This window comes from Xanthomonas massiliensis (assembly GCF_900018785.1).
Classification (GTDB): Bacteria; Pseudomonadota; Gammaproteobacteria; order Xanthomonadales; family Xanthomonadaceae; genus Xanthomonas_B; species Xanthomonas_B massiliensis.
In genome coordinates this window covers 440,952-464,356 of sequence record NZ_FCOY01000006.1, presented here as the reverse complement: position 1 = coordinate 464,356, position 23,405 = coordinate 440,952, and the positions used below count along the sequence as shown (strand labels likewise).

Below are 23,405 nucleotides of genomic sequence, written 5' to 3'. Positions count from 1 at the left end.
GTGTTCAGGGGTACCGGGATCGAATCGATCACAGCGGCGCCGGAACTGCCGTGGAAGCGACTTCTTCGCGATGGGCCTTGCCGGTACCTGAGTTGGCGTCGAGTGTCAGTCCCTGCACTTCTACCAGACGTCATCCCCGCGAAAGCGGGGATCCAGTGCCTTGCCGCGGCACAGGCTCAAGTCGCTGGGTCCCCGCCTTCGCGGGGACGACGGTCGATTGGCGCGACAACTGACGGTTGGTGCCAATCAGGTACCGGCAAAGCCCATCGCGACTGAAGTCGCTCCTGCAGCTCGCGTCGAAACATTCCCGCACCCGCCAGGATCACTTCTTCAGGAAGTTGTCCGCCAGCAGGTCCTTGACGTCGCCGGCGCGGCCGCCGAGCAGCGCCTTGACCGCATACAGCGCGGTGCCGGCCACCTGCGAGAACTCCACCTCCGGCGGCATCACCAGTTCGGTCGGGCTGGTATGCGCATCGAGCAGCGCCGGGCCCGGCTGGGCCAGGAAGTCCTGCACCGCCGCCTCCAGCTCCTCCGGGCGGGTGACCGTGCGGCCATGGAAGCCGATCACCTCGGCCAGGCGGCCGAAGTCCGGGTTGAGCAGGTCGGTGTAGTTGTCCAGCAGGCCCTCGACCTTCTGCTCCAGCTCGACGAAGTTCAGCGAGCTGTTGTTGAACACCACCACCTTGATCGGCAGCTTCTCCTGCACCGCGGTCAGCAGGTCGCCCAGCAGCATCGCCAGGCCGCCGTCGCCGGACAGCGAGATCACCTGCCGGCCCGGGAACGCCTTTTGCAATCCCAGCGCCTGCGGCATCGCGTTGGCCATCGTGCCGTGCAGCAGGCTGGTGAGGGTGCGGCGGCGGCCGTTGCTGCGGATGTGGCGCAGCAGCCACACCATCGGCGAGCCGCCGTCGGCGGTGAACAGCGCATCGTCGGCGGCATGGCGGTCGAGCAGCGCGGTCAGGTGCTGCGGGTGGATCAGCTCGCCCTCGCCGGGCTGTTCCTCCTTGGCGCGCTTTTCCATCGCCTTGTCGCGGTGCTTGATGCATTCGTCGAGGAACGCGGTGTCCTCGCGTTCGGCCAGCAGCGGCAGCAGTGCCTGCAGCGTCGGCGCGATGTCACCGACCACGCCCAGCTCGACCGGATGGCGACGACCGAGATGGCTGCCGTCGCGGTCGACCTGGATGATCGTCGCCTTGTCCGGGTAGTACTGGCCCCAGGCGAAGTCCGCGCCGAGCAGCAGCAGCGTGTCGCAGGCCATCAGCGTGTGGAAGCCGGACTCGATGCCGAAGATCCCGGTCATGCCCATGTTGTACGGGTTGTCGTGCTCGACGAAATCCTTGGCGCGCGAGGTGTGCGCCACCGGCGCCTTGAGCCTGGCCGCCAGTTGCACCAGCAGGTCGTGCGCGTGCTCGCAGCCGGCGCCGGCGTAGATGCCGATCTTGACGGCCTTGCCCAGCAGCTCGGCGATGCGCTGCAGTTCGGCATCGGACGGACGCAGCACCGGCTGCGCGTAGTGCACCGAGAACGGCAGGTCGTGCTTGACCTCGGCGCGGCTGATGTCCGCCGGCAGGATCACCACCGCCACGCCGCGGCGGCTGATCGCAGCCTGGCAGGCCAGCGCCACCACCCGACGCGCCTGCTCGGGGCTGTACACCTGCTCGCAGAACACGCTGCAGCTGGAATACACCGCCTTGAAGTCCACCTCCTGCGGGAACTCCATGCCCAGCTCCGGCGTCACCACCTGGCTGGCGATCAGCACCATCGGCGCGCGGTTGCGGTTGCTCTCGAACACGCCGTTGATGAAGTGCAGCCCGCCCGGTCCGCAGGACCCGGCACAGGCGGTGAGGTTGCCGCCGACCAGCGAGTCCGCGCCGGCGGCGAAGGCGGCCACCTCCTCGTGGCGCACGTGGATCCACTCGATCTCGCTCTTGTGGATGGCGTCGGTGACGTGGTTCAGGGTGTCGCCGACGATGCCGTAGCAGTGCTTGACGCCCGCGGCCTGCAGGGTTTCGACGACGATCTCGGCAACGCGCTTGGCCATGGTGGTGGTTCCGTGGGGAGAACCGACAACCTAGGCCGGGCCAGGTAAGCCCGGCGTCCATGTCCGGTGAGGCCGGCGTTCACGCCGCCCGGCGACGGGGCGGCACGGGGCGGCACAGGCGAGTGTTGCCCCGGACGCGGGCGGTCAACCTTGCCGGCGAGGACCTGCGCATCACGCGCGTTCGCGAGCCCGCGCGCCGCCACGACCTGTGGCCAGCCCTCCGTGGCCAAGGTCGCCGGCCAAGATCGCGGATGTCCCCCGGCGTCTGGCCGTCGGTTTCCGGGCAGGCATCGGCGGCCACCCTTCCCGATCCCCCGCCCACGCCCGCGGCCGAGCCATGCATCGCGTACCGGGCGGCCCGGCGCTGTCCGCCGCCGATGCCGCGGACGTCCGCTTGCGGACATCGGACATCCGGAATCGGACGGGATTCCCCGGGCGATAGGCCCGGCCCGCTTGGCCCCATCCGGGCCCGGGCCGGATGCCCGCGCGCGATGCCGTGCCACCGCCGGCCGCAAGATCCCGACCGGGACGCCGCGCGAAGCCTCGTGGCTCCTGGCTTCGTGTGCCCCGCCAGGGGATCTCGGCCGCCACTTCGAAGCGCTCCTTTGCGGCAACACGACCGGCCGGCGTGCGGCATCGGGCCTCCCCCTGAGGCAGGCGCGGCGCGGGCAGCCGGCCGCTGGCACGGTACCTGCGTCCTGCAGCGCATCCTCCGCCGTACAGGACGCCATGAAGACCTCCCTGCCGCTCGCTTCCCTCGTGCTCGCCTGCGCCCTGGGCGCCGCTCCCGCTCATGCCGAAGACCTGATGGACATGCTGCGCCTGGCCGTGGCCAACGATCCCACCCTGGCCCAGGCCGACGCCACCAAGCGCGCCACCGACCAGGGCGTGGCGATCAGCCGTTCGGCGCTGCTGCCGCAGGCCACGCTGACCCAGCAGTTCACCGACGCCCGCGGCGGCGACCTCGACGACCGGCTCGGCCACCAGCGCGAACGCGACCTCGGCGGCACGGTGACCCAGACGCTGTTCAGCCTGCCCGACATCGCCACCCTGCGGCAGGCGCGGGACTCCGCCGCGGCCGGCGAGCAGAGCCTGCGCGCGGCGCGCCTGGACCTGTACATGCGCGTGGCCCAGGCCTACTTCGACGTGCTCGTCGGCCAGGACAACCTGAAGACCTACGAGGCCTACGAGGACGCCTACCGGCGCGAATACGAACAGACCCGGGTGCGCTTCGAGCAGGGCCTGTCGGCCGAGGTCGACATGAACCAGGCCAAGGCCTACTACCTCAGCATCCGCTCCCAGCGCATCGGCGTGGAGAACAACCTGGAGGCCGCGCGGCGCGCCCTGGCGAAGATCGTCGGCCGCCCGCCCGCGGCCTTGGCCACGCTGCGCGAGGATTTCCCCATGCGCATGCCCGACCCGGGCGACGCCGACGCATGGGTGGCGCTGGCCGAGCAGAACAGCCCGGACATCGGCGCCGGCAACGCGGACCTGCGCGCCTCCGAGCACGCGGTGACCGCCGCGCGCGGCAACCACCTGCCCACGCTATCGGCCAGCTTCAGCTATGGCCGCACCGGGGCCTGGTACACGCGCTCGGCCAGCGACCCCAGCTACGGCCGCGATGCGGCCGCGGTCGGCCTGGTCGTCAGCCTGCCGCTGTACAGCGGCGGCCTGACCCATGCCCAGGTCCGCCAGGCGCTGGCCCAGCGCGATGCCGCCGCCGATGCCCTGGAGATCGCCCGGCGCCAGGCCGAATACGAGGTACGCGTCTACTACAAGGCGCTCGAGCAGGGCGTGGCGCAGGTGGAAGCGGCCCGCCAGGCGACGGTCGCCGCGCGCGATTCGACGCGCTCGATGCAGATGGGCTACGAGATCGGCACGCAGAGCCTGACCAACCTGGTGGTGGCGATCGGCACCCTGGCCGACGCCCAGAGCCAGTACTCCAGCGTGCGCCACCAGTTCGTGCTCAACCTGCTGGCGCTCAAGCAGGCCGCCGGCGTGCTGGCGCCGTCGGACCTGGAGGAGATCAACCGCTGGCTGACGGACAATCCGGCGAGCTGAAGGCCGCCGGGACCGCACGCCGGCGACGCGCTCCGCACCGGCGCGTTCGCTCGCGCCAAGGCGCCCGCTGGCCAACGGTGGGCAGGCGCGCATGCGTCGCCGCCATGTCCCGGCCGATACGGGACGCACGCACCGGACGGTCGTTCGCCGCGGAGGGCGCGGGCCGGTGCATCCGGGCGTCCGGGGCGCCTGCCCGGCGCCGGTGCCGGCTCAGAACGACACCTCGACCGCCTGCCGCGACCACAGCACCGACTGGTGGCCGGTGGCCTGCTTCCACGCCAGCCGGATCGCCTCGATGTCGTTGCGCCACTGCGGCGTGTCCTCGTGCAGGATCACCAGCACCTTGGTCGCCAGCCGGTTGGGCTCGGCGGCACCGCGGAACAGCCACTGGCCGTAGGCGTCGAACACGGTCAGCCCGTCGGGAAAGCGCGGCGTGACCTCCTTGTCGAGGAACGCGCGCCACTGCGCCTCGCCGATCCGCTCGGTCTGCGGGCGATCGGCCGGCCCGCTCTCCTCGCCGACGCCGAAGTACAGCTCGCTGCGCACCCAGCCGTGCGCCTCGGCCGGGCGGGCGGCATCGCCCTGCAGCGCGGCGGTGGGACGGGCCGGCGCGGCGGCCGGCGGCAGGCCGGCGCAGGCGGCCAGCGACAGGCTCGCGGCCAGCACCAGGGTGCGGATCGTCTTCATCGATACGGTTCCTCGAAGTTGCTGCTGGGGACGTACATGAGCATCGGGCATGGCGTGATGGCGAGCACGCACGGCCCGCGACTCGTGCGGGACGGAATGCGCGGATACTATATCGCTCCATCCGGATGGATATGACCGACATTTCCCGGATGCTTGCGGCCCCCGCCGTGCACCGTGTGCAGCGGCCGGGCCGGTTTCCCAGGAGAGAGAGCCGATGCACCACGCCCTACCCGCCACGCTCGGCGGCGCCATCGCCCTGGCGCTGGCGCTGCCCGCCCCGGCCCAGCAGGCCGCCGCCGATACCGCCACGCTGGACACGGTGATCGTCACCGGTACCCGTGCCAGCGACCGCACCGTGCTCGAGTCGACCTCGCCGGTGGACGTGCTCACCGCCGAAGACATCCGCCGGGCCGGCGTGGTCGACGGCGAGCTGGGCAGCGCGCTGCAGGCGCTGCTGCCCTCGTTCAACTTCCCGCGCCAGTCCAACTCCGGCGGCGCCGACCACGTGCGCGCCGCGCAGCTGCGCGGGCTGTCGCCGGACCAGGTGCTGGTGCTGGTCAACGGCAAGCGCCACCACACCTCGGCGCTGGTCAACACCGACAGCAAGATCGGCAAGGGCGCCACGCCGGTGGACTTCAACGCCATCCCGATCAGCGCGATCAAGCGCATCGAGGTGCTGCGCGACGGTGCCGGCGCGCAATACGGCTCGGATGCGGTGGCCGGGGTGATCAACATCATCCTCGACGATGCGCCCGAAGGCGGTGCGTGGGAGGCCAGCTTCGGCGCCAATCACACCGACGTGGAACCGATCCACCGCGAGCTCACCGACGGCCAGACCAGCTACCTGTCCGGCAAGGTCGGCACCGCGCTCGGCGACGAGGGCGGTTTCCTGCGGGTCGGCTTCGAACTGAAGAACCGCGAGCCGACCAACCGCGCCGGCTACGACCAGATCCCGCCGTGGGAGCAGACACCGGCCAACCTGGCGCTGCAGGGCAAGCGCAACTACGTGCTCGGCGACGGCAGGTCCAAGGACCTCAACGCCTGGATCAACGGCAAGCTGCCGTTCGGCGCCACCAGCGAGTTCTACTTCTTCGGCACCTACAACCAGCGCGACACCCAGGGCGCCAACTACTTCCGCTATCCCGACGGCGAGGCCAACTGGCCCGAGGTCTACCCCGACGGCTACCGCCCGGTGTCGCTGGGCGAGAACCGCGACGTGCAGGCGGTGGCCGGCGCACGCGGGCAGTGGGGCGAGTGGGCCTACGACGCCAGCCTGGACTACGGCCGCAACGACTTCACCTACCGGCTGAAGGATTCGCTCAACGCCTCGCTCGGCCCGTCCAGCCCGACCCGCTTCAAGACCGGCGACTACGCCTTCGACCAGGGCGTGGCCAACCTGGACCTGAGCCGGGTGTTCGAGGCCGCCGGCACCCGCCACACCCTGGGTACCGGCGTGGAAGTGCGGCGCGAGCAGTACCGCACCCACGCCGGCGACCCGGCCAGCTACGCCGCCGGCCCCTACACCGACCGCCCGACCGGCTCGCAGGCCGGCGGCGGGCTGACCCCGCAGGACGCAGCCGACCTCTCGCGCGAGGTCGCCAGCGCCTACGCCAGCGTGGCCAGCCAGTTCGGCGAGAAGTTCTCCACCGACATCGCCGCGCGCTACGAGCACTACCAGGACTTCGGCAGCCAGTGGACCGGCAAGCTCGCCGCGCGCTACCAGTTCGCCCCGGCGTTCGCGCTGCGCGGCGCGGTATCCAACAACTTCCGCGCGCCGTCGCTGAGCCAGATCGGCTACGAGGCCACCTCCACCGGCTACGACGCCGCCGGCCAGCTGCTGCAGGGCCGCCTGCTGTCGGTCAACAACCCGATCGCGCGCGCGCTCGGCGCCACCGACCTCAAGCCGGAGAAGTCGCGCAATGTCAGCCTGGGCTTCACCAGCCGCATCGGCGACCACTTCGACCTGTCGCTGGACCTGTTCCGGATCGACATCGACGACCGCATCGCGCTGTCGGAGGACATCACCGGCGACGCCCTGACAAGCTTCGTGCAGGACAACTTCGGCGTGGCCGGCGTGCAGAGCGCCAGCTTCTTCGTCAACGCCGCCGACACCCGCACCCGCGGTGCCGAGCTGGTGGCCAACTGGCGCGGCTGGGTGGCCGGCGGCGACATCCTGGTCACCGGCACCTGGGCCTACGCCAAGACCGAGCTGAAGAACGTGGTCGCCACGCCGTCGGCGCTGCTGGCGCTGGACCCGGACTACGTGCTGTTCGGCGTGGAGGAGAGCAACACCCTCACCGGTGCCACCCCGCGCACCCGCGCCGGCCTGGCGGCCGCCTGGAACGACGAGCGCTGGACGCTGTCCTCGCGGCTGAGCCGCTACGGCAGCGTCACCCGCGTGTTCGACTTCGGCGACGGCTACGTCCCGCGCCAGACCTACGGCGCCGAGTGGCAGCTGGACCTGGAGGCCGAGTACCGCTTCACCCCGCAGTGGAGCGTGGCCGTGGGCGGGGTCAACGTCACCGACAACTACCCGGACAAGTCCGACCAGGACATCTACTACTACGGCAACCTGCCCTACGACGTGCTCTCGCCGATCGGCAGCAACGGCGCCTACTGGTACGGCCGGGTGCGCTACACGTTCTGATCGCCGGCCGCTGCCGGCGGGGCATCGACGCACGATGCCCCGCCGCGGCCACGGCTGCGGCCGGCCGGAGGTTTCGCGGACGCGCCTCCTGCCGCCGCGCGCGATGGCCGGCCGGCCTGCACCATCGCCATCGCCTGCACCATCGCCATAACCGTTCTCTCACGCCGGCCATGACAAGGTCGGCGCCATGGCTCCCGACCCCTGCCCCGGCCATCCTCCCCTGCTGGATGCCGACTGTGCCCTCTTCCTCGACGTGGACGGCACCCTGCTCGATTTCGCCGATCGTCCCGACCGGGTACGTCCCGCGGCCGGGCTGGGCGACATCCTCGCCCGCCTCCACCGGCGCCTGCACGGCGCCCTGGCCCTGGTCAGCGGCCGCCCACTGGCCGAGCTGGACCGCCTGTTCGCCCCGCTGGTGCTGCCGGCGGCCGGCCTGCACGGCCACCAGCTGCGACCGACGCCCGAGATCGAGGCCACGCCGCCGGACGAGGTACCCGATGCGCTGCACGCGCTGCATGCCCAGGCCGAGCGCTTCGCCGCGCAGCACCCGGGCGTGCTGGTGGAGGACAAGGGCGCCGGCCTGGCGTTGCACTGGCGGCGCTGCCCGGAATCCGGCGCGGACGTGCAGGCGTTCGCGCGCCAGTACCTCGGCCAGCTCGAGGGCTACCGGCTGCAGCCGGGCGACCATGTCGTGGAATTCGTGCCCAGCGGCTGCGACAAGGGCGCCGCGCTGCGCGCGATGATGGACCGGCCGCCCTTCGCCGGGCGCGTGCCGGTGTTCGTCGGCGACGACCTCACCGACGAGTTCGGTTTCGCCGCCGCCAACGCCCTGGGCGGCTGGAGCGTGCGCGTCGGCCGCCGCCTGCCCACCGCCGCCACCTACGGGCTGGACGAGGTGGCCGCCGTGCACGCCTGGCTGCAGGAGCAGGCCGATGGCTGATCCGCGCCCCGCAGCCGATCCCGCCGCGCCCGACGCGACCACACCCCACCGCCCCCCGGAGCCCGATCCGTCCATGCCCCAGGCCAACCTCGAACTCGGCGTCATCGGCAACGGCAGTTTCGGCGCGCTCGTGGACACCCTCGGGCGCGTGGTGTGGAGCTGCATGCCGGCCTTCGACGGCGATCCCGCCTTCTGCGCCCTGCTGTCCCCGCGCGATCAGGCCGGCGGCGACTTCACCATCGAGCTGGAGGATTTCGCCGCCGGCGAACAGCACTACATCACCAACACCGCGATCCTGCGCACCGTGCTGCGCGACAGCCACGGCGGCGCGGTGGAGATCGTGGACTTCGCCCCGCGCTGGCGCGAGAACGGGCGCTTCTACCGCCCGGTCAGCATCATCCGCAAGGTCACCCCGCTGGCCGGCAGCCCGCGCATCCGGGTGCGGGCGCGGCCGCTGGCCGACTGGGGCGCGCGCCGGCCCGACGCCACCTGGGGCAGCAACCACATCCGCTGGATGCTGCCGGATTTCACCCTGCGCCTGACCACCGACGTGCCGGTGCGCTTCGTGCGCGAGGCCACCCCGTTCGTGCTCGCCCATCCGGTGCACCTGGTGCTGGGCGTGGACGAGCCGCTGCAGCGGATCATCTCCGAGTACGTGCACTACGCGCACATGCGCACCGAGGACTACTGGCGCGACTGGGTGCGCAACCTGTCCATCCGCCTGGACTGGCAGGACGCGGTGATCCGCAGCGCGATCACCCTCAAGCTGTGCCAGTACGAGGACAGCGGCGCGATCATCGCGGCGATGACGACCTCGATCCCCGAGGCGCCGGGCAGCGAGCGCAACTGGGACTACCGCTACTGCTGGCTGCGCGACGCGGCCTTCGTGGTGCGCGCGCTCAACCGCCTGGGCGCGACCCGCTCGATGGAGACCTTCATCGCCTACATCTTCAACATCGCCAGCGCCGACGGCACCCTGCAGCCGCTGTACGGCATCAACTTCGAGGAGCAGCTGCACGAGGACACGGTCGATTCGCTGGAAGGCTACCGCGGCATGGGCCCGGTGCGGCGCGGCAACCTGGCCTGGATCCAGAAACAGCACGATGTCTACGGCAGCGTGATGCTGGCCTCCACCCAGCTGTTCTTCGACCAGCGCCTGAAGGATCCCGGCGATGCGGCCACCTTCGCCCGCCTGGAGCCGCTGGGCGAACGCGCCGTCGCCCTGTTCGACGTGCCCGACGCGGGCCTGTGGGAATTCCGCGGCCGCGCCGAGGTGCACACCTACACCGCGGCGATGTGCTGGGCCGCCTGCGACCGCCTGGCCAAGATCGCCGGCCGGCTCGGCCTGGGCGAGCGCGCGGCCTACTGGCGCGGCCACGCCGACGCGATCCGCGCGCGCACCCTGGAAGCGGCCTGGAACCCGCAGCTGGGGCACTTCGTCGATACCTTCGACGGCCAGGGCCTGGACGCCTCGCTGCTGCTGCTGGCCGACGTCGGCTTCATCGAGGCCGACGACCCGCGCTACGTGGCCACGGTGGAAGCCATCGGCACCACCCTCAAGCACGGCGACCTGCTCTACCGCTACATCGCCCCGGACGACTTCGGCACGCCGGAGACGAGCTTCACCATCTGCACGTTCTGGTACATCGACGCGCTGGCGGCGATCGGGCGCAAGGACGAGGCGCGCGAACTGTTCGAACGCATCCTGGCGCGGCGCAACCACCTCGGCCTGCTGTCGGAGGACATGGCCTTCGCCGCCGACGGCGATGCCTGGGGCAACTTCCCGCAGACCTATTCCCACGTCGGCCTGATCATCGCGGCCATGCGCCTGTCGCGCAGCTGGAAGGAGGCGTCATGAGTCGCCTGGTGGTGGTCTCCAATCGCGTCGCCACGCCGGGCGAGGCCCGTGCCGGCGGCCTGGCGGTGGGCCTGCTCGCCGCGCTGAAGGAACGCGGCGGGCTGTGGTTCGGCTGGAGCGGCAAGAGCACGCGCAGCGAACCCAGCGGCCGCCTGCACGAGCAGGTGGAAGGCAACATCCGCTACGTGACGATGGACATCGCCAAGCCGGACCTGGACGCCTACTACAACGGCTTCTCCAACCGCACGCTGTGGCCGCTGCTGCACTTCCGCCTGGACCTGGTGGACTACGACCGCGCCACCCGCGAGGGCTACCGCAAGGTCAACGCGCTGTTCGCCGAGAAGCTGGCGCCGATGCTGCGCGAGGACGACACCGTCTGGGTGCACGACTACCACCTGATCCCGCTGGGCTCGCTGCTGCGCGAGCGCGGCTTCGGCGGCAAGATCGGCTTCTTCCTGCACGTGCCGATGCCCTCGGCGGACATGCTGCAGGCGCTACCGGACAACGAGCGCCTGTTCACCGGCCTGTACGCCTACGACCTGGTCGGTTTCCAGACCCAGCGCGACGTGGACCGCTTCCAGGCCTACGTGCGCCTGTTCGCCGGCGCGCACATCCTCGAGGACGGCTGGCTCGAGGTCCCCGGCGGGCGCCGCCTGCGCTCGGCCGCCTTCCCGATCGGCATCGACACCGGGCTGATCGCCCGCCAGGCGCGCACCGCCGCGACCAAGCCGGCGGTACGCGACCTGCAGCAGAGCCTGCGCGGGCGCCAGCTGGCCATCGGCGTGGACCGGCTGGACTACTCCAAGGGCCTGCCCGAGCGCTTCCTCGGCTTCGAGCGCTACCTGGACCGGCACCCGGACCAGCGCGGCAGCCTGACCTACCTGCAGATCGCCCCGCTCTCGCGCGTGGACGTGGCCGCCTACCGCGCCCTGCGCAACCTGCTCGAGCAGACCGCCGGGCACATCAACGGCGGCCACGCCGAGCCGGACTGGACGCCGCTGCGCTACGTCAACCAGAACTTCGCCCACAGCACCCTGACCGGCTTCTACCGCGCCGCCGCGGTCGGCCTGGTGACGCCGCTGCGCGACGGCATGAACCTGGTGGCCAAGGAATACGTGGCCGCGCAGGATCCGGAGGATCCCGGCGTGCTGGTGCTGTCGCTGTTCGCCGGCGCCGCCGACGAGATGAAGGGCGCGCTGCTGGTCAACCCCTACGACCTGGACGGCGTGGCCGATGCCATCGCCACCGCCGCGACCATGTCGCGCGCGCGCCGGATCGAGCGCTGGCAGGGCATGATGCAGCACCTGCGCGAGCACGACATCAGCCGCTGGCGGCGCGACTACCTGCAGGCGCTGGAACGGGCCTGAGCGCCGCTGCGCGGATGGCGGCTCAGCTGGTGATGGTCTGGGTCAGCGCTTCCCAGCTGGGCGGTGCCGGCCACGCCGGCTCCTGGTTGCCCTCCATCACCCGGCGCAGGTCGCGCGGGTCGATCTGCGGGGCCAGCACGTGCACCATCTCCAGCGCGTAGTCGCGCAGCACGCGCTCGCGCGGCAGCACCGCCCAGGCGATGCACTCGGCGATCTCCGCCGGTGCCGGCCAGGCGCGCAGGTCCGCATCGACGGCGCTGAGCGCCATCTCGGCGACCACGCCCACCCCCACCCCGGAGCGCACGTAGGTCTTGATCAGGTCCGCGTCCAGCGCGGTCAGGGCGATGTCCGGCACCAGCCCGGCGCGGGCGAAGGCGCGCTGCAGCGAGGATTCCGGGCGCACCGAGGAGTCGTAGCTGACCAGCGGATGCGCCGCCAGCGCGCGCAGGTCCGGCGCCTGGCCCCGGTCCAGGGCGTGGCCGCGCGGCACCACCACCAGCCGCCGCCAGCGGTACAGCGGCACGGCGATGCCGGCCGCCGGCGCGTCGCCGGAGGTGCTGACCACGGCGATGTCGGCCTCGCCCTGGCCGAGCAGGTCCAGGGCGGCGGCCTCGCCGGCCTGCTGCAGGTGCACGCTGACCTGCGGGTAGCGCTGCTTGACCCGGGCCACCGCCGGCGGCAGCACGAAGCGCGCCTGGGTGTGGGTGGTGGTCAGGATCAGCTGGCCCTGGCTCTCGCGGCGCTGGTTGGCGGCGTAGGTGCGGATGTTGTTGGCCTCGGCCAGCACGATGCGGGCGCGGGCGATCACCTCGCCGCCGGCCGGGGTCACCGACTCCAGGCTGCGCCCGCGCCGCACGAACAGCAGGAACCCCAGTTCGTCCTCCAGCTGCTTGAGCTGCTTGGACAGGCCGGGCTGGGTCGCATGCACGTGCGCGGCGGCCTGGGTGATGTTCAGGTCGGCATCGGCGATGGCCACCAGGTAGCGGAGTTGGGTCAGGGTCATGGCGTGGCGGGAGCGGCGGCGGGCAGGGTCCGATTCTGGGACAGTTTTCCTTCTCCGCTCATAACCTGATGGAATTTACTGGGTGCATGTCGTTATTTCCTGCGGTTATTTGACGGGGTTAGGGTCGGCGGCGAGAGGACGGCCCCGCCGTCCACGACGGTTCCTTACGGCACCGGCCGCCATGCTCGGCCGGCCCGTTTCTCCTGGAGATCCCCCATGGCCATCTACGACAGCATCCTCGACACCATCGGCCGCACCCCGGTCGTCAAGCTCAACCGCCTCGCCCCGGAGGGCCGCGAGGTCTACGTCAAGGTCGAATCCTTCAACCCCGGCGGCTCGGTCAAGGACCGCCTGGCCCTGGCAATCGTCCTGGACGCCGAGCAGCGCGGCCTGCTCAAGCCCGGCGACACGATCGTGGAGGCCACCTCCGGCAACACCGGCGTGGCGCTGGCGATGGTCGCTGCCGCGCGCGGCTACAAGTTCGTCGCCACCATGGTGGAGACCTTCTCGGTCGAGCGCCGCAAGCTGATGCGCGCCTACGGCGCCAAGGTGATCCTGACCCCGGCCGCCGAGCGCGGCACCGGCATGGTGCGCAAGGCGAAGGAACTGGCCGCCGAGCACGGCTGGTTCCTGGCCAGCCAGTTCGCCAACCCCGCCAATCCCGCCTACCACCGCAATACCACCGGCGCGGAGATCCTGCGCGACTTCGCCGGCCGCCGCCTGGACCACTTCGTCAGCGGCTGGGGCACCGGCGGCACGCTCACCGGCGTGGGCCAGGTGCTGCGCGTGGCCCGCCCGGACACGAGGATCATCGCCACCGAGCCGGCCGCCGCGGCGCTGCTGGAGGGCAAGGAATGGCAGCCGCACAAGATCCAGGGCTGGACCCCGGACTTCGTGCCCGAGGTGCTCGACCGCAGCGTCTACGACGAGGTGCTGCCGATCGGCGACGACGAGGCGATCGCCACTGCGCGCCGGCTGGCGGCCGAGGAAGGCATCTTCGTCGGCATCTCCGCCGGCGCCACCGTGGCCACCGCGCTGAAGGTCTCGGCCGCGGCCGAAGCGGGCGCGGTGACCCTGGCGGTGCTGCCCGACACCGGCGAGCGCTACTTCTCCACCCCGCTGTTCGCCGACGTCAACGAGGGCAGCGACGAGGACTGGCTGGCCGGCCTCTGAAGCGGCCAGGCGACACCGGCAAGAAGCCGCCTGCGGGCGGCTTCTCCGTTTTCCCTTTACGGTGCCGGCCCCCTGTTGCTGCCATGATGCCGCCGGCGCGGAAGGCCGCGGCGGAAGGAGGCCGGGCACGATGACCATCGAACTGTGGCGGGGCGACATCACCACCTTGCGCGTGGACGCGATCGTCAACGCGGCCAACCCGGCGCTGCTCGGCGGTGGCGGCGTGGACGGGGCGATCCACCGCGCCGCCGGCCCGCGGCTGCTGGCCGCCTGCCGCGCCCTGCCGGAAGTGCGCCCCGGGGTGCGCTGCCCGGTCGGCGAGGCGCGCGCCACGCCCGGCTTCGACCTGCCTGCCGCGCACGTGATCCATACCGTCGGCCCGGTCTGGCACGGCGGCAACCGCGACGAGCCGGCGCTGCTGGCCCGCTGCTACCGCAACGCGCTGGCACTGGCGGCAGAGCTGGATGCCGCCTCCATCGCCTTTCCCGCGATCAGCTGCGGCGTCTACGGCTATCCGCCGCCGGCGGCCGCGCACATCGCGGTGGCCGCCGCCCGGCATTGGCAACAGGCGCGTGCCCTGCCCCGCGACATCGTGCTGGTCGCCCACGACGACCTCGTCCTGCAGGCGCTGGAGCAGGCATTGCGGCAGGCCGCCGCCCCCGAAGCCTGAGGTAGGACAGCCGCACCGCCGGTCGTGAACGGATGCATGCCTTTGTCGTCCGCCCGGATCCGTCGCCCGGAAGAAGGGACGGTTCATGCGAAGTTGCCTGGCCTGCCGGGCACCTTCGCCTCGCTCCAGTCGCCCGTGCGTGCGGGGGAAGACCGGCCGGCAACGGGCCGGATTCCCCGTGTCCGCGCGGAGGCACGATGGCCGTCGCCCTGGCGCCATCCGGGCCCGGATTCGACATGCCCGGATCCGGGCGGCGCCCTGCAAACACAGCGGCCACGCGCCCCGGCCGCGAGCGGCAGGTGTCCGGATCGCTGGTCTTGCCGGCCGGGCGCCGCCGTCACCGGTGGCCCTGGCGGACGACGGCGCCACCGCGCCGCCATGATCGCGGCACCGGATCGCGAGCCGGCGGACGCCGGCCGATGCGCACGGCCTGCGTGTCCTCCGCCTGCCGTCTGGCCTATGCTCGGCCAGGCCCGCCGGCGCCCAGTCGCCGCCATTGCCGGGCGACCGCGCCGCCACCTCGCCTTCCGCCGTACCGACCGCACGAGGAGAGACCGATGACCCGCCTGACCGCCAGGGACTTCCAGCCCGAGCTGCTCGAGCTGTACGACTACTACGTGCACGGCCGCATCGGCCGTCGCGAATTCCTCGATCGCGCCGCCGCCTTCGCCATCGGCGGCATGACCGCGGCCACCCTGCTCGCCTCGCTGAGCCCGGACTACGCCCTGGCCCAGCAGGTGGAATTCACCGATCCGGACATCCTGCCCGAGTACATCGAGTACCCCTCGCCCAACGGCCACGGCCAGGTCCGCGGCTACCTGGTCAAGCCGGCCAAGGCCACGGGGCCGGTCGCCGGGGTGGTGGTGGTGCACGAGAACCGCGGCCTGAACCCGTATATCGAGGATGTCGCCCGGCGCGTGGCCAAGGCCGGCTTCGTCGCCCTGGCGCCGGACGGGCTGAGCTCGGTCGGCGGCTATCCCGGCAACGACGACAAGGGCCGCGAGCTGCAGGCCAAGGTCGATCCGCAGAAGCTGATGAACGATTTCTTCGCCGCGGTCGAATACCTGATGCACGGCCCGCTCACCGGCGGCAAGGTCGGCATCACCGGCTTCTGCTACGGCGGCGGCGTGGCCAACGCGGCGGCGGTGGCCTATCCCGAACTCCGCGCCGCGGTGCCGTTCTACGGTCGCCAGCCCAGGGCCGAGGACGTGCCGCGCATCCGTGCGCCCCTGCTGCTGCACTACGCCGAGCACGATCCCGCCATCGACGCCGGCTGGCCGGCCTACGAGGCGGCGCTGAAGCAGGCCGGCAAGACCTACCAAGCCTATATCTATCCCGGCACCAACCACGGCTTCCACAACGACTCCACCCCGCGCTACGACGAGGCCGCCGCCAAGCTCGCCTGGGACCGCACCCTCGCCTGGTTCCGGCGCTACCTGGCCTAGCCTGCCGGGCTGCCGAACCGGCAGGCCCCTTGGTGGGCGGTCGCCATATCTGGCGGCCGCCCATCGCCCCCCCCATCGGGAAGACCCAGGCAGGTGATCGATGCCCGATGGTTGCTCGCGCGCGGCCTCGATGTGGGGATGCCGTCCCAGGGGTCGGCTCTCTCCGCTGCAGGATCCCCGCGACGGTGCCGCGCCGGGCGGCACGCCCGCTCACGATGGCAGTCGCCGGCACGGGGCCGGCGTCCCGTCATGGCAACGGGCAGGTGCGGCTCGGCTTTTCCAACGCCCCAGCGCGGCCAATCCTTTTTCCTGACGCACTCGAATACCGCATGCGGGGACCGCGGCCCATCAAGACGGTGCACGCCGGCCGAGCCGACCCGCATCGGCGCCACCGCGGCGAATCCCCGAACGCAGGACGCTGGCACGGGGCCGGCGTCCTGTCATGGCAACGGGCAGGCGCGGCTCAGCCCTTCCACTGCCCCAGCGCGGCCAGGCCGTTCTCCTTGGCGCGCTCGTACACGGTCTGCTGGGCCTTGGCGTAGTTGCCCTTCATGTCCTTGGCCCACAGCTTCAGCGCGGCCTGCTGCATCGCGCGGCCGTAGGAGAAGCTCAGCGGCCACGGCAGGTTGCCGAGCTGGTTCATCGCGTTCAGGTGCGCGGTGGACTGCTCGTCGCTCTGGCCGCCGGACAGGAACACGATGCCCGGCAGGATCGCCGGCACGGTCGACTTCAGGCACATCACGGTGGACTCGGCCACTTCCTCCACGTCGGCCTGCTCCTCGCAGCCCTTGCCGGAGATCACCATCGACGCCTTGAGGATGGTGCCCTCCAGCAGCACGTTCTGCTCGTACAGGGCGCCGAACAGCGCGCGCAAGGTGGCCTCGGTGACCTCGTAGCAGGTCTCGATGTCGTGGTCGCCGTCCATGATCACTTCCGGCTCCACCATCGGCACCAGGCCCTGCTCCTGGCAAGCGGCGGCGTAGCGCGCCAGCGCATGCGCGTTGGCCTCGATGCAGGTGCCGGTGGGGATGTCCTCGCCGATGTTGATGACCGCGCGCCACTTGGCGAAGCGGGCGCCGAGCTTGTAGTACTCCTCCAGGCGCGCGCGCAGGCCGTCCAGGCCCTCGGTGACCAGCTCGCCGGGGAAGCCCGCCAGCGGGTGGGCGCCCTTGTCCACCTTGATGCCCGGGATCATGCCGTGCTCGGCCATGTACTTCGGGAACGGCACGCCGTCCTTGGTGGACTGGCGGATGGTCTCGTCGAACAGGATCGCGCCGGCGATGTAGTCGCCCAGCTTGGGCGTGGTGAGCAGCAGCTCGCGGTAGGCGCGTCGGTTCTCCTCGCTGTTCTCGATGCCCACCGACGCGAAGCGCTTGGCGATGGTGGCGGTGGATTCGTCGATGGCGATGATGCCCTTGCCCGGCGCGACCATGGCCTGGGCGGTTTCTGCGAGCTGCTCGATACTCATTGGCGTCCTTCTGGGTCGTGATGATGCCGGCGGATGGCGCGATTATAGCCGCCGCACCCGCGCCGGACGTCGAGGGTCCTGTCGCCCGTCACGTTGGAAACGGATACATCCGGCCGCCGGTCGCGTTCGCGGCGGAACATCCGTGCCCGCCCCGTGCGCGCCGCGCGCAGGCGCTGCGTCAGAGCTCGCCCGGCCCGAAGGCCTCGCCGTCGGCCTCCACCTGCAGCAGGCGCAGGGTGTTGGTGGCGCCATGGGCCTGCATGCGCTCGCCGCTGGTGAACACCACGCGCTGCCCCGGCTGCAGGCGGCCGGCCTCGACCAGGCGGCGCACGGTGCCGCGCGCGGCCTCGCGCGGGCTCTGGCCACGGCTGTCGAAATCGATGGGGAACACGTCGCGCATCAGGCTCATGCGCCGGCGCGCGCCACCGTCGTGGGTGAAGGCATAGATCGGCACCGCGGCGCGGAAGCGCGACAGGAAGCGCGGCGTGCCACCGGATTCGGTCAGCGCCACCACCGCGCCCAGTTCGATGTGCTCGGCCAGGAACATGGTGGCCATGGCGATGGCCTGATCGGCCCGCTCCAGTCCACGCTTGGCCTGTTCGAAATCGGTGTCGGCCTCGAACTGGCGCTCCGCTCCCAGGCAGATGCGCACCATCGCCTCCACCGCGCGCACCGGCCAGGCACCGGCGGCGGTCTCGGCCGAGAGCATCACCGCATCGGTGCCGTCGATCACCGCGTTGGCCACGTCCAGCACCTCCGCGCGCGTGGGCATCGGGCTTTCCACCATCGACTGCAGCATCTGCGTGGCGGTGATCACGACCTTGTTCTGCGCCAGCGCCTCCTTGATGATCTTCTTCTGCAGGCCGGGCAGCTCGGCATCGCCGATCTCCACGCCCAGGTCGCCGCGCGCGACCATGACCACGTCGCTGGCGGCGACGATCCGCTCCAGGTTGGCCACCGCCTCGGTACGCTCGATCTTGGCCACCAGCGCGGCCTGGCTGCCGCGGCGCCGCGCCAGCTCGCGCGCCTCGGCCATGTCGGTGGCGTCGCGGCAGAAGGAGACGGCGATGAAGTCCACGCCAATCCCGGCGGCGATGCCGATCAGCTCGCGGTCGCGCTCGGTCAGCGCGCCCAGGGACAGCCCGCCGCCGCGCTTGTTCAGGCCCTTGCGGTCGGACAGCACGCCGTCGTTGAGCACGGTGGTGACCACCCGCGCGCCCTCCACGCGCTCGACCTGCAGCTGCATCAGGCCATCGTCGAGCAGCAGCACGTCGCCGGGCACCAGGTCCGCCGGCAGGCCCAGGTAGCTCACCCCGACCTGGGTCGCATCGCCCGGCGGGCAGCCGGCCTCGGCCACCAGGTCGAAGCGCGCGCCCTGCCGGAGCCTGGCCTTGCCCCCGGCGAAGCGCTCGATGCGGATCTTCGGCCCGGGCAGGTCGGCGAGGATGCCCACCTCGATCCCGAGCCGCGCGGCTGCGGCCCGCACGTGCTCGGCGCGGCGCACCTGCTCGGACGGGTCGCCATGGCTGAAGTTCAGGCGCACGGCGTTGACTCCCGCGCGCAGCAGCGCCTCGAGCACCTCCGGCGCGTCGGTGGCGGGGCCCAGGGTGGCCAGGATGCGGGTGCGGCGCAGTTGTTCGCTCATCTCTCGCGGTCGTCGGTGTCGATCCGCGCGAACGCTAGCACATCGCCACTTTCACGCCGGCCGTGGCCGCCATCGCGATGCCGCGGCCACGAGCGCCGGCACCGCCAGGCGGTGCCCGAAGCAGGGAACGGGCGACCCGCGCCTGGCGGGGCGAAGGAATGGCGCGGCCAGACCTGCCGCCGCAGGAGGCGTCGCACATCTGAAGTTGAATCCGGCCGCCCCGCGGTTCTCGGGCTCGGGCACCTCCGCCGCAGTGGCCGCGGTCCTCAGCCGCCGAGCGCGTCCACCAGCTCGGCGGGCGAGGCCACCAGCGTGCGCGCGCCGGCCGCGCGCAGCTCGTCGGCGCCGCCGAAGCCCCACAGCACGCCGATGCAGTCCATGCCGTTGGCGCGGGCGCCGTCCACGTCCATGCGCCGGTCGCCGATCATCACCGCCTGCGCCGGCGCCAGGGCGAGGCGCCGCAGGGCCTCGGCCACCAGGTCGGGCTTGTGGCGCAGCCTGCCGTCCTCGCTGGTGCCGACGATGGTGTCGAACAAGCCGTCCACGCCCAGCGCGGCGGCGATGCCCGGGTAGAGCCGGCACGACCGCCAGCCCTCGGCGTCGTAGCGCTGCTTGTACAGCGCGACCGCGCGATCGGCGGCCGCCGCATCGCCGCCGAACAGCTGGTCGAAGGTGTCCTTAAGCGGCGGGCCGATCCACGGCTTGACCTGCGCCGGCGTCGGTTCGGGACGGCCGCTGTGGACCAGCGCGTACTGCACGCACGCCACGATGCCGGCCTCCGAATCGATCAGCGTGCCGTCCATGTCGAAGAACAGCGCGCGGGCGGTCACGAGCCGCGGGCCTCCAGCGCGGCCACCGCCGGCAGGGTCTTGCCTTCCAGGAACTCCAGGAACGCGCCACCGCCGGTGGAGATGTAGCCGATCTGCTTGGCGATGCCGAACTTGTCCACCGCGGCCAGGGTGTCGCCGCCACCGGCGATGGAGAATGCCGGCGAATCGGCGATGGCGCGCGCCACCGCCTCGGTGCCCTTGCTGAAGGCCTTGAACTCGAACACGCCCACCGGCCCGTTCCACACCACGGTGCCGGCCTTGGCGATCAGCCCGGCGTAGCGCGCGGCGGTCTTCGGGCCGATGTCCAGGATCAGGTCGTCGCCGGCCACGTCGCCGGCAGCCTTCACCGTGGCCTCGGCGTCGGGCATGAACTGCTTGGCCACCACCACGTCCTCCGGCAGCGGGATCTCCGCGCCGCGCGCCTTGGCGCGGGCCACGATCCTGCGGGCGGTCTCGACCAGGTCGGGCTCGCACAGCGACTTGCCCACCGGCAGCCCGGCCGCGGCCAGGAAGGTGTTGGCGATGCCGCCGCCGACGATGAGCTGGTCGACCTTGTCCACCAGGTTGGTCAGCAGCTCCAGCTTGGTGGAGACCTTGCTGCCGGCGACGATCGCCAGCAGCGGCCGCGCCGGGTGGTCCAGCGCCTTGCCCAGCGCGTCCAGCTCGGCCATCAGCAGCGGGCCGCCGGCGGCCACCTTGGCGAAGCGGATCACGCCGTGGGTGGAGGCCTGGGCGCGGTGCGCGGTGCCGAAGGCATCCATCACGAACACGTCGCACAGCGCCGCGTACTTGCGCGCCAGCGCCTCGTCGTCCTTGGCCTCGCCGACGTTGAAGCGCACGTTCTCCAGCAGCACGATCTGGCCGGGCTTGACGTCCACGCCGTCCACCCAGTCCTTGACCAGCGGCACCGCCACGCCCAGCAACGCGGTCAGGCGCTCGGCCACCGGCTCCAGCGAATCCTCCGGGTTCCACTCGCCTTCCTTGGGACGGCCCAGGTGCGACATCACCATCACCGCCGCGCCCTGCTTGAGCGCCCGCTTGAGGGTGGGCACCGAGGCGAGGATGCGCTGTTCGGAGGTGATCTGGCCGTTCTCGATCGGCACGTTCAGGTCCTGCCGGATCAGCACGCGCTGGTTGGACAGGTCCAGATCGGTCATGCGGACGATGGTCATCGTGGTTCTGGCTCGTTCGTGAGGGATGGGCAGGTGCTCCGCCTCCGTGGACAGCGGACGTGGCGCCGGATCCTGCGACCTGCGCCGGCGCAGCAATGGCGCCATTGTCCGGGGTTCGGCACAGGGCGGCAAACCCGTCCGCCGCGTGCCGGCCCGGGTGGCCGGCGGCGCGGGCCAGGCGCATGCCCCGCGCTGGATGGCGGGCACCGGCGGGCTAGCGCGGCGGACCGGCGTCGGCGGCGTGGCACAGCAGGCTCGACGCAAATCCGGCCACCGTCAGCGCCCCGGCCAGCAGCAGCGCCCACAGCCGCCAGGTTTTCCAGTCGCGCCGGGCTGCCCGCGGCTGCACGGCGGCCTCGCCCCCCCGGGCCGATCGGTCACGTCCTGTGTCGGAGCGCACGGTATCCCGCGGCCAGGATCCGGCTGCCGGCGATGGCAGGGGGCCATGGCGATCGCCGGCACATGGAGCGCAAAAAGGAAAGGCGCCCGCGGGCGCCTTTCCGGAATATCGCGGACGGCGGCCGGTCAGCCGGCGACGACCTTGGCGATCTCCAGGCACTTGTTGGAGTAGCCCCACTCGTTGTCGTACCAGCTCACCAGCTTGACGAAGGTGTCGTCGAGCTGGATGCCGGCGTCGGCGTCGAAGATCGAGGTGCGCGCGTCGCCGCGGAAGTCGGTGGCCACCACCTTGTCCTCGGTATAGCCGAGGATGCCCTTGAGCGCGCCTTCGCTCTGCGCCTTGATCTCGGCCTTGATCTGCTCGTAGGTCGCCGGCTTCTCCAGCTCGGCGGTCAGGTCCACCACCGACACGTCCGAGGTCGGCACGCGGAAGCTCATGCCGGTCAGCTTCTTGTTCAGCGAGGGGATCACCTTGCCCACCGCCTTGGCCGCGCCGGTGGAGGACGGGATGATGTTCTCCAGGATGCCGCGGCCGCCGCGCCAGTCCTTGTTGGACGGGCCGTCGACGGTCTTCTGGGTGGCGGTGGCGGCGTGCACGGTGGTCATCAGGCCGCGCTTGATGCCCCACTTGTCGTGGATCACCTTGGCCAGCGGCGCCAGGCAGTTGGTGGTGCACGAGGCGTTGGAGACGATCGTCTCGCCGGCGTAGGCGGTGTGGTTGACGCCATAGACGAACATCGGCGTGTCGTCCTTGGACGGGGCCGACATGATGACCTTCTTGGCACCGGCATCGATGTGCTTCTGCGCGGTCTCCTTGGTCAGGAACAGGCCGGTGGACTCGATCACCACCTCGGCGCCGATCGCGTCCCACTTCAGGTTGGCCGGATCGCGCTCGGCGGTCAGGCGGATGCGCTGGCCGTTGACCACCAGCTGGCCGTCCTCGATGGCGACCTCGCCCTTGAAGCGGCCATGCACCGAGTCGTACTTGAGCATGTACGCCAGGTAGTCCGGCTCGAGCAGATCGTTGATGCCCACGATCTGGATGTCCCCGCCGAAATTCTGCACCGCCGCGCGCAGGACATTGCGGCCGATGCGACCGAAACCGTTGATGCCAACCTTGATTGCCATGTCCAGGATCTCCTGCAGCCGCGGCGCGGCGGTCGTAAAAGGGAGCGCAATTCTAGCAGGGCGCTCCGGAGGGTCCCGCCAAACTGAGCGACAACTGACCGCACCCCCGGGTTTGATCTGGATCAAGGTCCGGTTCGTTAAGGAATCGGTAAAGTGCGCGCCATCCAACCGACCCACGAGAGTCATCATGAGCAAGAACGTTTCCCTCATCGCCGCCGGCCTGGCCGCTGCCATCGCGTTTTCCGCCGCTCCCGCCATGGCCCAGTCCAAGGGCGACTGGACCGTCGGCGTCGGCGTGGGCCAGGTGGCCCCGAAGTCCGACAACGGCTCGCTGGTCAACGGCACCCTGCCGGTGCGCGTGGGCAACGACGTCCAGCCGACCTTCACCGGCGAGTACTTCGTCGCCAACAACCTCGGCATCGAGGTCCTGGCGGCCACCCCGTTCAAGCACGACATCAGCATCCGCGGCCTGGGCAAGGTGGGCTCGACCAAGCACCTGCCGCCGGTCCTGTCGCTGCAGTACCACTTCAACACCGACAGCCGCTTCTCGCCGTTCGTGGGCGTGGGCGTGAACTACACCAAGTTCTTCAGCACCGACACCAAGGGCGCGCTGGAAGGCACCAAGCTGCGCCTGGACGACTCGTGGGGCGTAGCGGTGCATGCCGGCTACGACATCCAGCTGAGCGAGAAGGGCGCCCTGCGCCTGGACGTGCGCTGGGCCGACATCGACACCAAAGCCAAGCTGGACGGCACCAAGATCGGCACGGTCAACGTCGACCCGTTCGTGTACGGCGTGGCCTACGTCTTCAAGTTCTGAGCCACGCGCTCGCCTGAAACGCGGTCCCGCAACGGGCGGAAGGATCTCCTTCCG

18 protein-coding genes are annotated in these 23,405 nt (G+C 71.3%); 9 read left to right on the top strand and 9 right to left on the bottom strand.

What is annotated here, in order from left to right:
- Positions 1 to 322: 322 nt before the first annotated feature.
- Positions 323 to 2,041, bottom strand: coding sequence for a thiamine pyrophosphate-dependent enzyme (locus BN3794_RS05205; RefSeq protein WP_066094361.1), 1,719 nt, complete (start codon positions 2,039 to 2,041; stop codon positions 323 to 325).
- Positions 2,042 to 2,770: 729 nt separating this feature from the next.
- Here BN3794_RS05205 and BN3794_RS05200 point away from each other — a divergent pair.
- The gene (locus tag BN3794_RS05200; protein ID WP_066094358.1) at positions 2,771 to 4,102 is read left to right on the top strand and encodes a TolC family outer membrane protein; all 1,332 of its coding nucleotides are present in this window, start codon (positions 2,771 to 2,773) and stop codon (positions 4,100 to 4,102) included.
- Between the two features lie 210 nt (positions 4,103 to 4,312).
- Here the strand turns inward: BN3794_RS05200 and BN3794_RS05195 are convergent, their stop codons facing one another.
- Positions 4,313 to 4,789: a DUF3574 domain-containing protein gene (locus BN3794_RS05195; protein WP_066094355.1), complete on the bottom strand. Its 477-nt coding sequence runs from the start codon at positions 4,787 to 4,789 to the stop codon at positions 4,313 to 4,315.
- Between the two features lie 214 nt (positions 4,790 to 5,003).
- Between BN3794_RS05195 and BN3794_RS05190 the strand changes: the two genes are divergently transcribed.
- The 4 genes from BN3794_RS05190 to otsA all read left to right on the top strand — a co-directional run bounded on the left by BN3794_RS05190 (position 5,004) and on the right by otsA (position 11,601).
- Positions 5,004 to 7,436, top strand: a complete 2,433-nt coding sequence (locus BN3794_RS05190; protein ID WP_066094352.1) for a TonB-dependent receptor plug domain-containing protein — start codon at positions 5,004 to 5,006, stop codon at positions 7,434 to 7,436.
- A 187-nt stretch (positions 7,437 to 7,623) separates the two neighbouring features.
- Positions 7,624 to 8,376 carry a trehalose-phosphatase gene (gene otsB, locus BN3794_RS05185; protein WP_066094349.1) on the top strand — a complete coding sequence of 251 codons (753 nt, stop codon included), beginning with the start codon at positions 7,624 to 7,626 and terminating at the stop codon, positions 8,374 to 8,376.
- Positions 8,377 to 8,449: 73 nt separating this feature from the next.
- Positions 8,450 to 10,234: a glycoside hydrolase family 15 protein gene (locus tag BN3794_RS05180; protein ID WP_066094346.1), complete on the top strand. Its 1,785-nt coding sequence runs from the start codon at positions 8,450 to 8,452 to the stop codon at positions 10,232 to 10,234.
- Positions 10,231 to 11,601, top strand: coding sequence for an alpha,alpha-trehalose-phosphate synthase (UDP-forming) (otsA, locus tag BN3794_RS05175; RefSeq protein ID WP_066094343.1), 1,371 nt, complete (start codon positions 10,231 to 10,233; stop codon positions 11,599 to 11,601). Before BN3794_RS05180 ends, otsA begins: the two co-directional genes overlap by 4 nt.
- A 22-nt stretch (positions 11,602 to 11,623) precedes the next feature.
- On the opposite strand, the gene BN3794_RS05170 is transcribed toward otsA, so the two are convergent.
- Entirely contained in the window at positions 11,624 to 12,604 is a 981-nt protein-coding gene (locus BN3794_RS05170) for a LysR family transcriptional regulator (RefSeq protein ID WP_066094342.1), read from the bottom strand.
- Between the two features lie 216 nt (positions 12,605 to 12,820).
- On the opposite strand from BN3794_RS05170, the gene cysK reads away from it, so the two are divergent.
- The 3 genes from cysK to yghX all read left to right on the top strand — a co-directional run bounded on the left by cysK (position 12,821) and on the right by yghX (position 15,892).
- A complete protein-coding gene (cysK, locus tag BN3794_RS05165) occupies positions 12,821 to 13,777 on the top strand; it encodes a cysteine synthase A (RefSeq protein WP_066094339.1) in 957 nt (318 codons plus the stop codon).
- 130 nt (positions 13,778 to 13,907) lie between these two features.
- On the top strand, positions 13,908 to 14,447 hold the full coding sequence (locus BN3794_RS05160) for an O-acetyl-ADP-ribose deacetylase (RefSeq protein WP_066094337.1): 540 nt from the start codon (positions 13,908 to 13,910) through the stop codon (positions 14,445 to 14,447).
- Between the two features lie 557 nt (positions 14,448 to 15,004).
- On the top strand, positions 15,005 to 15,892 hold the full coding sequence (yghX, locus tag BN3794_RS05155) for a YghX family hydrolase (RefSeq protein WP_066094334.1): 888 nt from the start codon (positions 15,005 to 15,007) through the stop codon (positions 15,890 to 15,892).
- A 463-nt stretch (positions 15,893 to 16,355) separates the two neighbouring features.
- Here yghX and BN3794_RS05150 read toward each other — a convergent pair whose 3' ends face one another.
- The 6 genes from BN3794_RS05150 to gap all read right to left on the bottom strand — a co-directional run bounded on the left by BN3794_RS05150 (position 16,356) and on the right by gap (position 22,534).
- Complete coding sequence (locus BN3794_RS05150) at positions 16,356 to 17,360, bottom strand: class I fructose-bisphosphate aldolase (RefSeq protein ID WP_066094331.1); 1,005 nt, start codon at positions 17,358 to 17,360, stop codon at positions 16,356 to 16,358.
- A gap of 178 nt (positions 17,361 to 17,538) precedes the next feature.
- Complete coding sequence (gene pyk / locus BN3794_RS05145; protein ID WP_066094328.1) at positions 17,539 to 19,005, bottom strand: pyruvate kinase; 1,467 nt, start codon at positions 19,003 to 19,005, stop codon at positions 17,539 to 17,541.
- A 266-nt stretch (positions 19,006 to 19,271) separates the two neighbouring features.
- Positions 19,272 to 19,835 carry an HAD hydrolase-like protein gene (locus tag BN3794_RS05140; protein ID WP_066094325.1) on the bottom strand — a complete coding sequence of 188 codons (564 nt, stop codon included), beginning with the start codon at positions 19,833 to 19,835 and terminating at the stop codon, positions 19,272 to 19,274.
- Complete coding sequence (locus tag BN3794_RS05135) at positions 19,832 to 21,007, bottom strand: phosphoglycerate kinase (protein ID WP_066094322.1); 1,176 nt, start codon at positions 21,005 to 21,007, stop codon at positions 19,832 to 19,834. The genes BN3794_RS05140 and BN3794_RS05135 overlap by 4 nt, the downstream gene beginning before the upstream one ends.
- A gap of 214 nt (positions 21,008 to 21,221) precedes the next feature.
- Positions 21,222 to 21,407 carry a DUF3999 family protein gene (locus BN3794_RS17035; protein ID WP_425476694.1) on the bottom strand — a complete coding sequence of 62 codons (186 nt, stop codon included), beginning with the start codon at positions 21,405 to 21,407 and terminating at the stop codon, positions 21,222 to 21,224.
- A 125-nt stretch (positions 21,408 to 21,532) separates the two neighbouring features.
- Positions 21,533 to 22,534 (bottom strand): type I glyceraldehyde-3-phosphate dehydrogenase, encoded by a 1,002-nt coding sequence (gene gap / locus BN3794_RS05130; protein WP_066094319.1) that lies wholly within the window; start codon positions 22,532 to 22,534, stop codon positions 21,533 to 21,535.
- 187 nt (positions 22,535 to 22,721) lie between these two features.
- Between gap and BN3794_RS05125 the strand changes: the two genes are divergently transcribed.
- Positions 22,722 to 23,351: an OmpW/AlkL family protein gene (locus tag BN3794_RS05125; RefSeq protein ID WP_066094317.1), complete on the top strand. Its 630-nt coding sequence runs from the start codon at positions 22,722 to 22,724 to the stop codon at positions 23,349 to 23,351.
- The last annotated feature ends 54 nt before the right edge of the window (positions 23,352 to 23,405 follow it).

Bases quoted from the DNA above. Each gene is read 5' to 3' on its own strand.
- BN3794_RS05205 (WP_066094361.1), bottom strand. From the start codon at position 2,041: ATGGCCAAGCGCGTTGCCGAGATCGTCGTCGAAACCCTGCAGGCCGCG.
- BN3794_RS05200 (WP_066094358.1), top strand. From the start codon at position 2,771: ATGAAGACCTCCCTGCCGCTCGCTTCCCTCGTGCTCGCCTGCGCCCTG.
- BN3794_RS05195 (WP_066094355.1), bottom strand. From the start codon at position 4,789: ATGAAGACGATCCGCACCCTGGTGCTGGCCGCGAGCCTGTCGCTGGCC.
- BN3794_RS05190 (WP_066094352.1), top strand. From the start codon at position 5,004: ATGCACCACGCCCTACCCGCCACGCTCGGCGGCGCCATCGCCCTGGCG.
- otsB (WP_066094349.1), top strand. From the start codon at position 7,624: ATGGCTCCCGACCCCTGCCCCGGCCATCCTCCCCTGCTGGATGCCGAC.
- BN3794_RS05180 (WP_066094346.1), top strand. From the start codon at position 8,450: ATGCCCCAGGCCAACCTCGAACTCGGCGTCATCGGCAACGGCAGTTTC.
- otsA (WP_066094343.1), top strand. From the start codon at position 10,231: ATGAGTCGCCTGGTGGTGGTCTCCAATCGCGTCGCCACGCCGGGCGAG.
- BN3794_RS05170 (WP_066094342.1), bottom strand. From the start codon at position 12,604: ATGACCCTGACCCAACTCCGCTACCTGGTGGCCATCGCCGATGCCGAC.
- cysK (WP_066094339.1), top strand. From the start codon at position 12,821: ATGGCCATCTACGACAGCATCCTCGACACCATCGGCCGCACCCCGGTC.
- BN3794_RS05160 (WP_066094337.1), top strand. From the start codon at position 13,908: ATGACCATCGAACTGTGGCGGGGCGACATCACCACCTTGCGCGTGGAC.
- yghX (WP_066094334.1), top strand. From the start codon at position 15,005: ATGACCCGCCTGACCGCCAGGGACTTCCAGCCCGAGCTGCTCGAGCTG.
- BN3794_RS05150 (WP_066094331.1), bottom strand. From the start codon at position 17,360: ATGAGTATCGAGCAGCTCGCAGAAACCGCCCAGGCCATGGTCGCGCCG.
- pyk (WP_066094328.1), bottom strand. From the start codon at position 19,005: ATGAGCGAACAACTGCGCCGCACCCGCATCCTGGCCACCCTGGGCCCC.
- BN3794_RS05135 (WP_066094322.1), bottom strand. From the start codon at position 21,007: ATGACCATCGTCCGCATGACCGATCTGGACCTGTCCAACCAGCGCGTG.
- gap (WP_066094319.1), bottom strand. From the start codon at position 22,534: ATGGCAATCAAGGTTGGCATCAACGGTTTCGGTCGCATCGGCCGCAAT.
- BN3794_RS05125 (WP_066094317.1), top strand. From the start codon at position 22,722: ATGAGCAAGAACGTTTCCCTCATCGCCGCCGGCCTGGCCGCTGCCATC.